At 70.8% G+C, this 13339-nt stretch carries 13 protein-coding genes; 9 read left to right on the top strand and 4 right to left on the bottom strand.

Features of this window, described 5'->3' with window-relative positions:
* Positions 1–34: 34 nt before the first annotated feature.
* The 4 genes from aspS (at position 35) to ICW72_RS08790 (ending at position 5491) form a co-directional block, all read left to right on the top strand.
* Positions 35–1834, top strand: coding sequence for an aspartate--tRNA ligase (gene aspS / locus ICW72_RS08805; RefSeq protein WP_191085848.1), 1800 nt, complete (start codon positions 35–37; stop codon positions 1832–1834).
* A 9-nt stretch (positions 1835–1843) separates the two neighbouring features.
* A complete protein-coding gene (locus tag ICW72_RS08800; protein ID WP_223880927.1) occupies positions 1844–2686 on the top strand; it encodes an EipB family protein in 843 nt (280 codons plus the stop codon).
* Positions 2687–2762: 76 nt separating this feature from the next.
* Positions 2763–4097 (top strand): LLM class flavin-dependent oxidoreductase, encoded by a 1335-nt coding sequence (locus ICW72_RS08795; RefSeq protein ID WP_191085847.1) that lies wholly within the window; start codon positions 2763–2765, stop codon positions 4095–4097.
* Between the two features lie 41 nt (positions 4098–4138).
* A complete protein-coding gene (locus ICW72_RS08790; RefSeq protein WP_191085846.1) occupies positions 4139–5491 on the top strand; it encodes an amidase in 1353 nt (450 codons plus the stop codon).
* A gap of 278 nt (positions 5492–5769) precedes the next feature.
* Here ICW72_RS08790 and argF read toward each other — a convergent pair whose 3' ends face one another.
* The 4 genes from argF to ICW72_RS08770 all read right to left on the bottom strand — a co-directional run bounded on the left by argF (position 5770) and on the right by ICW72_RS08770 (position 9617).
* Positions 5770–6714 carry an ornithine carbamoyltransferase gene (gene argF, locus ICW72_RS08785; protein WP_223880926.1) on the bottom strand — a complete coding sequence of 315 codons (945 nt, stop codon included), beginning with the start codon at positions 6712–6714 and terminating at the stop codon, positions 5770–5772.
* Positions 6711–7913 carry an aspartate aminotransferase family protein gene (locus ICW72_RS08780; protein ID WP_191085845.1) on the bottom strand — a complete coding sequence of 401 codons (1203 nt, stop codon included), beginning with the start codon at positions 7911–7913 and terminating at the stop codon, positions 6711–6713. Before ICW72_RS08780 ends, argF begins: the two co-directional genes overlap by 4 nt.
* A 117-nt stretch (positions 7914–8030) precedes the next feature.
* Positions 8031–8576 carry an outer membrane protein assembly factor BamE gene (locus ICW72_RS08775; RefSeq protein ID WP_191085844.1) on the bottom strand — a complete coding sequence of 182 codons (546 nt, stop codon included), beginning with the start codon at positions 8574–8576 and terminating at the stop codon, positions 8031–8033.
* 60 nt (positions 8577–8636) lie between these two features.
* Complete coding sequence (locus ICW72_RS08770) at positions 8637–9617, bottom strand: Bug family tripartite tricarboxylate transporter substrate binding protein (RefSeq protein WP_191085843.1); 981 nt, start codon at positions 9615–9617, stop codon at positions 8637–8639.
* Positions 9618–9827: 210 nt separating this feature from the next.
* Between ICW72_RS08770 and ICW72_RS08765 the strand changes: the two genes are divergently transcribed.
* The 5 genes from ICW72_RS08765 to ICW72_RS08745 all read left to right on the top strand — a co-directional run bounded on the left by ICW72_RS08765 (position 9828) and on the right by ICW72_RS08745 (position 13238).
* A complete protein-coding gene (locus tag ICW72_RS08765; protein WP_191085842.1) occupies positions 9828–10358 on the top strand; it encodes a ubiquinol-cytochrome C chaperone family protein in 531 nt (176 codons plus the stop codon).
* Complete coding sequence (locus ICW72_RS08760; RefSeq protein WP_191085841.1) at positions 10355–10849, top strand: YceD family protein; 495 nt, start codon at positions 10355–10357, stop codon at positions 10847–10849. The genes ICW72_RS08765 and ICW72_RS08760 overlap by 4 nt, the downstream gene beginning before the upstream one ends.
* Before the next feature lie 122 nt (positions 10850–10971).
* Positions 10972–11175 (top strand): 50S ribosomal protein L32, encoded by a 204-nt coding sequence (gene rpmF / locus ICW72_RS08755; protein WP_184386511.1) that lies wholly within the window; start codon positions 10972–10974, stop codon positions 11173–11175.
* A 26-nt stretch (positions 11176–11201) separates the two neighbouring features.
* Positions 11202–12275, top strand: coding sequence for a phosphate acyltransferase PlsX (gene plsX / locus ICW72_RS08750; RefSeq protein ID WP_269749845.1), 1074 nt, complete (start codon positions 11202–11204; stop codon positions 12273–12275).
* Positions 12276–12284: 9 nt separating this feature from the next.
* Positions 12285–13238 (top strand): beta-ketoacyl-ACP synthase III, encoded by a 954-nt coding sequence (locus ICW72_RS08745; RefSeq protein ID WP_191085839.1) that lies wholly within the window; start codon positions 12285–12287, stop codon positions 13236–13238.
* Positions 13239–13339 lie beyond the last annotated feature (101 nt).

Raw genomic sequence — 13339 nt, 5'->3', positions numbered from 1 at the left:
CCCTGCCTCTTCCGTTCGCCAGACCAGGGTTCCCATGCACGCCTACCGCACCCACACCTGCGGCGCCCTCCGCGCCGAGCACGCCGGACATACGGCCCGCCTCTCCGGCTGGGTGCACCGCAAGCGCGACCATGGCGGGCTGCTGTTCATTGACCTGCGCGACCATTACGGCATCACGCAATGCGTGATCCCTTCGGGCTCGGCCGTCTTCGCCGCGGCCGACGCGGTGCGGGTGGAGAGCGTGATCACCGTCACCGGCGAGGTGGTGAACCGCGAACCCGGCACGGTGAACGACAAGCTGCCCACCGGCGCCATCGAGCTTCGCGTGAAGGAGCTTGTGGTGCAGTCCACCGCCGATGTCCTGCCCTTCCAGGTGGCGCAGGAGCAGGAGGCGCCGGAGGAGATGCGCCTGCGCTACCGCTTCCTGGACCTGCGTCGGGAGCGGCTGCAGCGCAACATGATCCTGCGCGCCAAGATCATCGACAGCATCCGCCGCCGCATGATCGAGATCGGCTTCAATGAGTTCCAGACGCCGATCCTGACCGTCAGCAGCCCCGAGGGCGCGCGGGACTTCCTGGTACCGGCCCGCCTGCACCCCGGCAAGTTCTACGCGCTGCCCCAGGCACCGCAGCAATACAAGCAGCTGACCATGGTGGCGGGCTTCGACCGCTACTTCCAGATCGCGCCCTGCTTCCGCGACGAGGCCGGCCGCGCCGACCGCACGCTGATGTTCTATCAGCTCGACGTGGAGATGAGCTTCGTCACGCAGGAGGATGTGTTCTCCGCTATGGAGCCCGTGATCCGCGGCACCTTCGAGGAATTCGCCGAAGGCCGCCCGGTGGATGCCGGGCCCTGGATCCGCATCCCCTATGCCAAGGCCATGCTGGACTATGGCTCCGACAAGCCGGATTTGCGGAACCCGCTGGTGATCCGCGACGTGACGGAGCATTTCGCGGGCTCGGGCTTCGGGCTCTTCGCCAAGATCGCGGCGGGCGGCGGCGTGGTGCGGGCCATCCCGGCCCCTGGCGCTGGCGCCAACCCCCGCAGCTTCTTCGACAAGCTGAACGAGTGGGCGCGGGAACAGGGGGCGGGCGGCCTCGGCTACATCACCTTCGATGCCGAGGGGCCGAAGGGGCCGATCGCCCGCAACCTGGAGGCCGACCGCGCCGAGGCCATCCGTCAGGCCTGCGGGCTGAACCCCGGCGACGCGGTGTTCTTCGCCGCCGGCAAGGAGGCCGATGCCGCCAAATTCGCCGGGCAGACGCGGCTGCGCCTGGGCAATGAGCTGGGCCTGACGGCCAAGGAAGGCTTCCGTTTCTGCTGGATCACCGACTTCCCGTTCTACGAGCTGAACGAGGACACGGGCCAGGTGGATTTCAGCCACAACCCCTTCTCGATGCCCCAGGGCGAGATGGCGGCGCTGGAAAGCCAGGACCCGCTGACCATCCCTGCCTACCAGTATGACATCGTCTGCAATGGCTATGAGATGGCCTCCGGCGCCATCCGCAACCACAAGGCCGAGATCATGGTGAAGGCCTTCGGCATCGCGGGCTATCCGCCCGAGGCGGTGGAGGAACGCTTCGGCGGCATGCTGAACGCCTTCCGCTACGGCGCCCCCCCGCACGGCGGCATGGCGGCGGGCATTGACCGGATCGTGATGCTGCTGGCGGAGGAGCCCAACCTGCGCGAGGTGAACCTCTTCCCCATGAACCAGCAGGGCGAGGAGCTGATGATGGGCTCGCCCTCCACGGTGGAGGAGGCGCGGCTGAAGGAATTGTCACTGCGTGTATCCCTGCCCCCCGCGAAGGCTGCACCCGCCCCGCAAAAGGGCTAGAAGGGCCATATGATCCGACGCGCCCTCCTGACCGGCCTCACCCTGCTGCTGCTGGCACCTGCCGTGCCCGCGCAGCAGGCCACCCCTCCCGCGACTCCAGGCGCCGAGCCGGGGCATGAGCGCATGCTCGCCCACAGGGCGGCCTACCGCCTCACGCTGGACGGCGCGCGCGACGGTTCGGGAGTGGCGGAGGCCCAGGGGCTGATGCTCTTCGACATCCTGGACGCCTGCGATGCCTGGGCGGCGCGGCAGCGCTTCACCCTCATCATCCAGGACCGCGACGGCAACAGCATCGAGACCAGCTCCGAATACAACACGCTGGAGGCGAAGGACGGCACGCGGCTGCGCTTCTCGCTGAACCAGATCACGGAGGGCGCCGTCACCTCCCGCGTGGCCGGCACGGCGGAGCTGACGCCCGAGGGTGGCGTCGCGCGCTATGACGAACCCACCAATGCCGAGGAACGCCTGCCCCCCGGCACGCTGCTGCCCATGCAGCACACCATCCGCGCCCTGGCGGCGGCGCGCTCGGGGCAGCGCATCATGGTCTCCCCGCTTTTCGACGGCACCAGCGACGAGGGCGCGCAGGACACCACGACGCTCTTCGCCGGCGGCTGGACGGCGCCGCAGGCCCATGCGCAATTCCCGCTGCTCTCGCCGCTCGGCAGCGCGCGCATGCGCATCGCCTTCTTCGACCGCGACCAGGCGGCGCAGGGCGGGGCCTCCACCCCCAGCTACGAGGTCAGCCTGCGCTACTACGAGAATGGCGTGGCCGATGAGCTGCTGATGGATTTCGGCGATTTCCGCGTCCGCGGCGAGTTGGCGGAACTGACGCCCATTCCGAGCCCCTGCTAGGCCGTACGGCCTGGCCTGGGTTGCCACCCTCTCCCCCGCGGCCAATCCTGTCGCGGCACCGCCCGGGGGAGACGCCATGCCGATGATCCTTGCCGCCAATGCCAATGCCCAGGGCAGCCATGTGGGCGAGTGGCGGCACCCGGATGCCTGGGACCGGCCGGCCGCCAACCTCGCCAACGCCGTGCGCCTCGCGCAGATCGCGGAGGAGGGCTGCTTCGACCTGCTCTTCCTCGCCGATGGCAATGGCGTGCGGAACATGGACAAGCCTGACCTCTTCGCCGCCACTTCGCCCTCCGACCGGCCGGGCATCTTCGAGCCGGTGACGCTGCTGGCCGCGCTCGCCATGGCGACTTCGCGCATCGGCCTCGTCGCCACCACCACCACCACCTATGACGAGCCCTTCCATGTGGCGCGCCGCTTCGCCTCGCTCGATCACATCAGCGGCGGGCGGGCGGGGTGGAACCTGGTCACCACCTCCAACCCCGGCGACGCCCTGAACTTCAGCCACGACGCGCATGTGCCACGCGACGACCGCTATGAACGCGCCTTCGAATTCGCCGCCGTGGTGAAGGGGCTGTGGGATTCCTGGGCGGATGACGCCTTCCCGCAGGACAAGGCGAGCGGCCGCTTCCTCGACCCCGCCCGTGTCCATGCGCTGAACCATGCCGGCAAGCATTTCCAGGTGGCGGGGCCGCTGAACGCGCCGCGGCCGCCGCAGGGGCAGCCCGTGGTCTTCTCGGCCGGGCAGTCGGAGACGGGCAAGGAGCTCTCCGCCGCCATGGCCGATTGCGTCTTCGCCATCGAGGGCACGCTGCCCCGCGCCCAGGCCCTCTATGCCGACCTCAAGGGGCGGCTCGCCAAGCATGGCCGCACGCCGGACAGTCTCAAGATCCTGAGCGGCGTCACCATCATCGCAGGCGAGACGGCCGAGGAGGCGCAGCGCATTTCCGACGAGCTGGACGCGCTGGTGCCGGACGCCGTGGCGCTGGACTACCTCAACAAGATGACCGGGCTGAAGTTCAAGCTTTCCATGCTGGACCAGCCCTTCCCCGACCTCGACACCAGCGAGGTCGGCCCCACCGCCATCGCCCAGGCCATCGTCGCCCGCGCGCGGGGCGAGGGCATGACCATCCGCCAGGCCAGCCGCGCCATCCTGCCGCAGATGGCGGGCAACCTCTTCGTGGGCAGCGCGACCGAAGTCGCGGACCGCATGGAGGAATGGTATCGCGGCCAGGGCTGCGACGGCTTCATGATCGCGGCCCCGGTGGTGCCCACCGGCCTGGAGCGGTTCATCCGCCTGGTGGTCCCGGAACTGCGCCGCCGGGGCCTGTTCCGCACCGCCTATGAGGGCACCACCCTGCGCGAGCATCTGGGCCTGCCGCGCCCTTCCAACCGCTTCTTCCCGGCCTGACCCGGCTGCCCGATACTGCGGCGAGCTTCCAGGGGGACCCCATGCCGCGCCACGAATTCCCGACCATAGACCTCGCCGCCATCGGGCTGGAGACGGGCCAGGTGACCTCCGCCTCCCTGGTCGAGGAGGCGCTGGTGCGCGCCCAGGCCGGCGAGGGGCCGCGCGTCTTCACCACCCTGCACATGAAGGCGGCGCGGGACGCCGCGCTCGCCATGGATGCGCTGCGCAAATCCGGCCGCGCCCCCAGCCGCTACGCCGGCATTCCCATCACCATCAAGGACCTCTTCGACGAGGCGGGCGTCACCACCATGGCGGGCTCCGTGGCGCGCGAGGGTGCGACCCCCGCCGCACGCCACGCCCCCGTGGTGCAACGCCTGCTGCGCCAGGGCTTCATCGTGCTGGGGCGCACCAACATGACGGAGTTCGCCTTCTCGGGCCTCGGCGTGAACCCACATTACGGCACGCCCCTCTCGCCCTGGGACCGGGAAACGGGGCGGCTGCCGGGCGGTTCTTCCTCCGGTGCGGCAGTCGCGGCAGCCGACGGCATGGGCTTTGGCGGGCTCGGCACCGACACCGGCGGCTCCTGCCGCATCCCGGCCGCGCTGTGCGGGGTGGTGGGCTTCAAGCCCACCGCGCGGCGCGTGCCGATGGAGGGCGTGCTGCCGCTCTCGCCCTCGCTCGATTCGGTGGGGCCGCTGGCGCGCTCGGTCGCCTGCTGCGCGACGCTGGATGCCTTCCTCGCCGGCGAGGAGAACGCCGCGCCGCTGCCGGAGATGAGCCTGTCCGGCCTGCGCCTCGCCATCCTCACCAATGTGGTCGAGGACGACATGGTGGGCGAGGTGGCCCGGCCCTATGCCCGCGCCCTGGCGCGCCTGGAAGCCGCCGGCGCGAAGCTGACCGACCTGAGGCTGCCCGAACTCGACCGCATCCCCGCCATGAACGCCAAGGGCGGCCTCACCGCCAGCGAGGCCTTCCACTGGCACCGCGAGCTGATCATCCAGGCCGGCACGCGCTATGACCCGCGCATCCTCAAGCGCATCAGCCGCGGCGAGCGCATGTCGGCGGCCGACTACCTCGACGTGCTGCGCGAACGCGCCGCCATCATCGCCGAGGCCGCCCGCCACACCGCCCCCTTCGACGCCGTGCTCTGTCCCACCGTGCCGCTGGCCCCGCCCGCCCTGGCCGAGGTGGAGGACGAAGCCGAATACAACCGCATCAACCTGCTGCTGCTGCGCAACACCGCCATCGCCAACATCCTGGACCGCTGCGCCATCAGCATCCCCTGCCACACCCCGGGCGAAGCGCCCGTCGGCCTGATGCTGATGGGCGAAGCCATGCAGGACAAACGCCTGCTGGCCATCGCCGAAGCCGTGGAACGGGCGCTGGAGGGGTAGCGCCGGAAGGGCGCGGGGCAGGGCAGGTGGCGCCGCTGGCAGGGGCTGCCGCCCCCGCCAGACCACCCCCGCCAGGGGCCATGGGCCCCTGACCCCATGTGTGATGGCCATTTGTGGGGAGGGGCATCAAGGTCGCATCCGTGATGAAGGGCGCGCCATGCCCCTCCCCACAAATGGCCATGAGACGGGTTCCGAGGGCCAAGGCCCTCGGCGGGATGGGTCTGGGAAGGGCAGCGCCCTTCCCAGGGCGTGACCTGCCCTGGCCGCGCCCTTCGGCCCTACGCCAGTCCCAGCGCCCAGAGCAGCACGCCCTTCTGGGCGTGCAGGCGGTTTTCGGCTTCGTCGAAGACGACGCTTTGCGGCCCGTCCATCACCTCGTCGGTGATTTCCTCGCCGCGATGGGCGGGGAGGCAATGCATGACGATGGCGTCCGGCGCCGCGTGCTTCAGCAGCGCGGCGTTGAGCTGGTAGGGCGCCAGCATGTTGTGGCGCTGCCGGGCGCTGGTCTTGTCGTCGCTCATGGACACCCAGGTGTCGGTGACGACGCAGCGCGCGCCGGCCACGGCCTCCTGGGGGGAGCTGGTCAGTTCCACCCGCGCGCCCTCGGCCCGCGCCCAGGCGATGAGGTCGGCCTTGGGCGCCAGTTCGGGCGGCGTGGCCACGCGCAGGGTGAAGTCGAAGCGGGCCGCGGCCTGGATGAAGCTCTGCGCCACGTTGTTGCCATCGCCCGTCCAGGCCACCACCTGGCCCGCGATGGGGCCCCGATGCTCCTCGAAGGTCATGACATCAGCCATGAGCTGGCAGGGGTGGGACACGTCCGTCAGCCCGTTGATGACGGGCACGGTCGCGTATTCGGCCAGTTCCCGCATCTTGGAGACGCGGTCGGTGCGCAGGATGATCGCGTCCACATAGCGCGACAGCACGCGGGCCGTGTCGGCGGGCGTCTCGCCCCGGCCGAGTTGCGTGTCCTTGCTGGACAGCGTCACGACCTCGCCGCCCAGCTGGCGGATGCCGACCTCGAAGCTGACGCGCGTGCGCGTGCTGGGCTTCTCGAAGATCATGGCGATGTGCTTGCCAGCCAGCGGCTTGTCCGTGATCTCGCCGCGCTTGGCGCGCTGGCCCAGGTCCAGCATGCGGCGCAGGCTGGCGCGATCAATGTCCATCAGTTCGAGGAAGTGGCGCGGCGCGCCACTTCCGGTCACTTCCTTCAGCGCCGCACTCACTTGGCGGCGGCCTTGGCCTGGGAGGGCGTCATCCGCAGGCAGGCGCGGTCGAGCATTTCCAGCGCCTGGTCGGCCTCGGCCTCGGTGATGATCAGCGGCGGCGCCACGCGCAGCACGTTCATGCCGGCGGCGACCGTCAGCAGCCCCTCGGCCACGCAGGCGGACTGCATCTCGCCATTGTTCACCTCGGGCCGCAGCTTCAGGCCGATGAGCAGGCCGGCGCCGCGCGCCTCCTCCACCACGCTGGGGTGCTTCTGCGCGAGGGCTACGAAGCCGCGCCAGAGGTGCCGCGCCACGCGGTCCACCTGGTCGAGGAAACCGGGCGCCAGGATCACGTCCAGCACGGCATTGCCGGCGGCGGCCGCCAGCGGGTTGCCGCCATAGGTGTGGCCATGGGTGCCGGGCTTGAGGTGCTTCGCCACATGTTCCTTGGCGAGCACGGCACCCAGCGGGAAGCCGCCGCCGATGCCCTTGGCGGCCGACATGATGTCGGGCTCGATGCCCGCCCATTCATGCGCCCAGAGTTTGCCCGAGCGGCCCATCCCGGTCTGAACCTCGTCCAGCGCCAGCAGCAGCCCGAACTCGTCGCAGACGGCGCGCAGGTCCTTCAGGAAGCGCAGATCCGCGGGGCGCACGCCGCCCTCGCCCTGGATGGGCTCGATCATGATGCCGGCGGTCTGGGGCCCGATCGCGTCGCGCACGGCGTTCATGTTGCCGAAGGGCACGTGGTCGAAGCCGTCCACCGGCGGGCCGAAGCCTTCCAGGTATTTCGCGTTGCCGGTGGCCGCGATCATGGCGAGCGTCCGGCCATGAAAGGCGCCCTCGAAGCAGATCAGGCGGTAGCGCTCCGGGTGGCCGTTCTCGGCGTGGTATTTCCGCACCGCCTTGACCATGCCTTCATTGGCCTCGGCGCCCGAGTTGCAGAACAGCACGCTGTCCGCGAAGGAGGCCGCGACATGGCGCGCGGCCAATTGCTCGGCCTGCGGCACGCGATACAGGTTCGAGACGTGCATCACCTTCGCGGCCTGCTCCGCGATGGCCTTCACCAAATGCGGGTGGCCATGGCCGATGCTGGAGGTGGCGATGCCGGAGCCGAAATCGAGGAATCGTCGGCCATCCGTCGTCCACACCCAGGCGCCTTCACCCCGCTCGAAGGCGAGGTCGGCACGGTTGTAGTTGGGCATCAGGGCGGGGATCACGCGACGGCGCTCCTCTGGCGTTGCTCCGGAGGCGAAATGCTTCCGGAAACGGCCAGTTTGCGCCAAATCCTCCATAAGTCCAGCGCGGAAGCCTTGGGGCAGCCGCGCGGCGGGCGCTCAGCGGCCCGAACCGCCGCCCGCGCTGCCCGGGGTCTGCGGCGTCATCGAGGTGCCCGGCCCCACCCGGCCGATATTGCCGAACAGGGTCTGCATGATGGTGCGTTCCGTGCCCGGGGTGGGCGTCTCGCGCGTCACGAAGGCCACGCGCGGCATCTCCCGGTCCTCGATCTGGCGCACCTCGCGCACCGTGCCGGCGCTGTCGAAGGCGACCACGACCACGCGTTGGTCCCGCACCGCCAGCGCCCGGGCGGGCCGCACCTGGCTGACGGAGCTGATGTAGTACCACTCGCCATCGGCGAAGGTGCCGGTCTGGCTGGGGCTGCCCAGCGCCGCCTGGACATCGGCCCGGGTGGAGACGCCGGGCGTCACCTGGCGCAGCTGGTCGGCCGTCACGGCATGGCCGCGATTGATGGCCGGCGTCGTGAAGACGTCGCGCGGGCGCTCGGGCAGTGGGGGCAGGGAGCCGCACCCCGTCAGCAGCAGCCCGGCGGCGAGGCCGGCCAGGGTCGGGCGGAGATTGACCATTCGGAGGGGGCGGACCATGGCCCCACCTCTACCGACAGCTTGCCGCCGCGGTCAATGCGCGGCGGCCTTGCAAGGGCGTCACTCGGGTCGCACCCCCGCCGCGCGCAGGATGGAGGAGTAGCGCTCGGTCTCCGCGCGGACGAACTCCATGACCCTGGCCGATTCCGTGAAGCCCGGCCGTGGTTCCTCGCCGAAGCCCAGCAGCCTTTCGGTATGGACCCGCAGCCCCGCGTGGAAGGCCTGGCTGAGCGAAGCGAGGATGGGGGCAGGCGTGTTGGCAGGGGCGAAGGCCGCGCGCCAGTTCTCGAAGAAGAAGCCTGGCAGGCCGGCCTCGGCGGCGGTCGGCACATCGGGCATCAGCCGGTTGCGGTTGGCCACGGTCAGCACCAGCGGGCGCATGGTGCCGGCGCGCACCTGTTCGAGGCTGGCCGCGATGCTGAGGATGGTCATGTGCGCCTCGCCGGAGACCACCGCCGCCGCGGCCGGGGCGCCGCCGCGATAATGCACCATCTCGAAGGAGACATCGGCCGCGGTGCGGAAGATCTCGGCCGCGATGTGCACGGGCCCGCCCAACCCCGAGGTGGCGAGGTTGTAGCGCCCGGGATTGGCCTTCAGCAGCGCCACGATCTGTTCCAGGTTGCGGGCCGGGACGCTCGGATGGACCGACAGGGCCAGCGGCGCGAAGACCAGCACGCCGATCCCGGTGAAGTCGGTCACGGGGTGGAAGGGCAGGCGCGCCACCAGCGCCGGCGCCACGGCGTGCGCGCTGTCATGCACCAGGACCATGTGGCCGTCCGGCGGCGCCTTGGCCACGAGGTCGGCGCCGATGGCGCCCCCCGCGCCCGATCGGTTCTCCACCGCCATGGGCTGGCCAAGGGCCGCCGAGACGGGGTCCGCCAGCAGCCGGGCCAGGATGTCGGTGGGGCCGCCGGCCGCGAAGGGCACGATGCAGCGGATGGGCCGGCTGGGCCGCCATCCGCCGCCGGCCTGGGCGCGGACGAGGGCGGGGGCGAAGAGGGAAGCGGACGCGGCAAGCACCGCGCGGCGGCGTGTGACCATGGTGGCGTTCTCCCTGGGCGCGGGCACTCTTGGTTGGTGCGCCGTCCCTGCCGCGATACCAGAAGCGGCTCCGCCACTGCCAGGGAATGTTGTGGCCGGGCTGTGCCGCGCGGCCGGCGCGGGCTATTGCCACGCGCCCCACCCGCGACAATCTCTGCCCACGACCTTTGGCGCAGCCCGCGCCCGCCTGACCCGAGGATGCCCCGACCCATGGCCCTGTTCGGCCTGCTCCGCCGCCGCCCCTATGAACGCATGGGATTCGAGCTGTATGGCGCCGCCGTCGCCGCGGCCCGCCAGCCTGAATATTACGCGACGCTGGGCGTGCCCGACACGACCGCCGGCCGCTTCGAGCTGATCAGCCTGCATGTGGCCGTGCTGATCCGCCGGCTGCGCCGCTTCGCGGACAAGCCCGCGCAGGAACTCGCGCAGTCGGTGTTCGACGCGATGTTCTCCGACATGGACGTGACCATGCGCGAGATGGGCGTGGGTGATCTGGGCGTGGGCAAGCGGGTGAAGTTCCTGTGGGAGGGCTTCCACGGTCGCGCCCAGGTCTATGCCACGGCGCTCGACGCCGAGGACATGGCGGGGCTTGAGGCGGCCATCGCGCGCAATGTCTGGGCCGGCCAGCCGCCGCCCGAGGGTTCGGCGGCGGCGCTGGCCGCCCGCGCCCAGGCCATGGCCGCGACGCTGGAAGGCCAGGGCTTCGAGGGCTTCGCCGCCGGCCAGGCGCGCTTCGCATGACGCCGGAATTCCCCCACCCCCTGGTGCTGGCCCATGTGCCGGCGGGCGGGCAGCGCCTGCGCCTCGTGGCCGATGCCGCGCAATGCGCGGCGCTGGCCCGCCGCATGGGCATCCTGGCCGTGCATGCCCTGGCCGCCGAGCTGGATCTCCGCCCGGCGGAGGAGGGCCGCATCGCCGTCCGGGGCCGCCTCTCCGCCGAGGTGGAGCAGGAATGCGTGGTCAGCCTGGAGCCCGTGCGCCAGACCATCGCGGAGGATATCGCCTGGCGCCTGCTGCCCGATGGCATGGAGCCCAGCGACGGCGATGACGACCCCGACGACATCGAGGGCCCCGGCGGCGTGGTGGACCTGGGCGAGGCGGTGGCGCAGCAGCTCTCGCTCGCGCTCGACCCCTATCCCCGCGCCCCCGATGCCCAGCGCCCCGACGACCCTGGGGCGGGCGACGCGCATGGCCCCTTCGCGATGCTGGCAAGGCTGAAACGACCGGGGTAGGTTGCGCGTGAGGCACGGCAGGTGCTATTCGCCCCGGCTCCCGCCCGTTGCAGCCGCAACGGCGAACCCGCTTGGGCCTTCCACCGCCCCGGTATCCTTTATGCATTGGAAAGGCTGGCTCGATGGCCGTCCCTAAGAAGAAGGTGTCTCCCTCTCGCCGTGGCATGCGGCGCAGCCACCACGCCGTGGCGAAGGAGGCGCATGTGGAGTGCTCGAACTGCGGCGAAGTGAAGCGGCCCCACCATGTGTGCCCTTCCTGCGGCCATTATGACGGGCGCGAGGTCGTCGCGGCCGGCGATGGGTCCAAGTCCGTCGTCAACATCTGAGGCCGGCGGCGCGGGACCCAGCTGCGGTGAATGTGGCCACACCCGCTGAGGGGAGCCTCCGGCGTTTCTCCCTCGCCATTGACGCGATGGGTGGGGACCACGCCCCGCAATCCGTCCTGGACGGGCTGGAACTGGCCGCGGAACGTCACCCGCAGGCCCGTTTCCTGGTGGTGGGCGACGAGGCGAAGCTGACGCCGCTGCTGGCCACGCGGCCGGGGGCGGCGAAGCTCTGCGCCATCCGCCACGCGCCGGACGCCATTCCGGGCGACATGAAGCCGACCCAGGCGCTGCGCCAGGGCCGGAACTCCTCCATGCGGCTGGCCATTGACGCCGTCGCGGCCGGTGAGGCCGCGGGCGTCGTCTCCGCCGGGAACACCGGCGCGCTGATGGCGCTCGCCAAGATCGTCGTGAAGACCATGCCCGAGATCGGGCGGCCGGCGCTGGCGGCCATCGCGCCTTCCTCGCGTGGCGACGTGGTCATGCTCGACCTCGGCGCCAATGTGCAATGCGACGCGCGTAATCTGGTCGAATTCGCCATCATGGGCGATGCCTTCGCCCGCGCGGTGCTGGGCCTGCCCGCCCCCTCCATCGGCCTGATGAATGTCGGCAGCGAGGAGCTGAAGGGCGATGAGCGCGTGCGCCAGGCGGCCGAGGTGCTGCGCGGCGGCAGCACGGGCCTGAACTTCCACGGCTTCATCGAGGGCCATGACATCGCGGCCGGCACGGTGGACGTGGTGGTGATGGACGGCTTCACCGGCAATGTCGCGCTCAAGACCGGCGAGGGCGCGCTGAAGCTGATGGGCGGGCTGCTGAAACAGGTCTTCACCTCCTCCATTCCCGCGCGCCTGGGCTACCTGCTGGCCCGGCCCGCGCTGGAACGCCTGCGCGAATGGATGGACCCGCGCCGCTACAACGGCGCCATCCTGCTCGGCCTCAACGGCGTCGTGGTGAAGTCCCATGGCGGCACGGATGCCAAGGGTTTCGCCCATGCCGTGGACGTCGCCATGGACATGGTGACGCATGGCTTCACCCAGCAGATCCGCGAGAGCCTCTCGCGCCTCGCCCCTGAGACACCCCCCCTCGTCGCCCGGCAGGACTGATACGCCAACATGCCCCTTCGTTCCGTGATCCTGGGGTGCGGCGGCTGCCTGCCCGCGCAAGTGCTGGACAATGCGGCCCTGGCCGCGCGCCACGGCCTCGACACCAGCGATGAATGGATTCGCGAGCGCAGCGGCATCACCCGCCGTCACATCGCGGGGCCGGGTGAGACCTGCACCAGCCTCGGCGCCGAGGCCGCGCGCCGGGCGCTGGCCCAGGCGGGTGCGACCGCCGCCGAGGTGGACATGGTGATCGTGGCCACGGCCACGCCCGACAACGCCTTCCCCTCCACCGCCGCGCATATCCAGCGCGAGCTGGGCATGGAGGGCGGCTTCGCCTTCGACGTCTCGGCGGCCTGCACCGGCTTCATCTACGCGCTCTCCATCGCCGATGCGATGCTGCGCGCGGGCCAGGCGCGCAGCGCGCTGGTCATCGGCGCCGAGGTCTATTCGCGCATCATGGACTGGACGGACCGCGGCACCTGCGTGCTGTTCGGCGATGGCGCGGGCGCGGTGTTCCTCCGTGCCGAAGACCGCGCGGACGAACGCGGCATCCTCTCCACCCATCTGCACGCCGATGGGCGGCATTCGGACATCCTCTATGTCGAGGGCACGGGCGGGCCCCTGCGGATGGCGGGGCGCGAGGTGTTCAAGCACGCCGTCACGAAGCTGGCCTCCGTGGTGGAGGAAGCGCTGGCCGCCAATGGCCTGACCCGCGCCGAGGTGGATTGGCTGGTCCCGCACCAGGCCAACATCCGCATCATCGAGGCGATGGGAAAGAAGCTCGGCCTGCCACCGGAGCGCGTGGTGGTCACGGTGGACCGCCACGCCAACACCTCCGCCGCCTCGGTGCCGCTGGCGCTGGCGGAGGCCGTGGGCGAGGGGCGCATCCGCCCCGGCGACATGGTGCTGCTGGAGGCCATCGGCGGCGGGCTGACCTGGGGCGCGGCGCTGGTCCGCTTCTGATGCCCTTGCGTAAATTTGCGGGGGCTGAACAATGCTGCGTTATTGCGAAACGGATTGACGCGCCCGCCCAGTCCTGGCTTTGTTTCAAGGACAGGCACTTG

The sequence above is a fragment of the Roseococcus microcysteis genome (assembly GCF_014764365.1).
GTDB lineage: Bacteria > Pseudomonadota > Alphaproteobacteria > Acetobacterales > Acetobacteraceae > Roseococcus > Roseococcus microcysteis.
The sequence above is the reverse complement of the archived record's forward strand: the minus strand, read 5'-3'. Positions and strand labels throughout refer to the sequence as shown.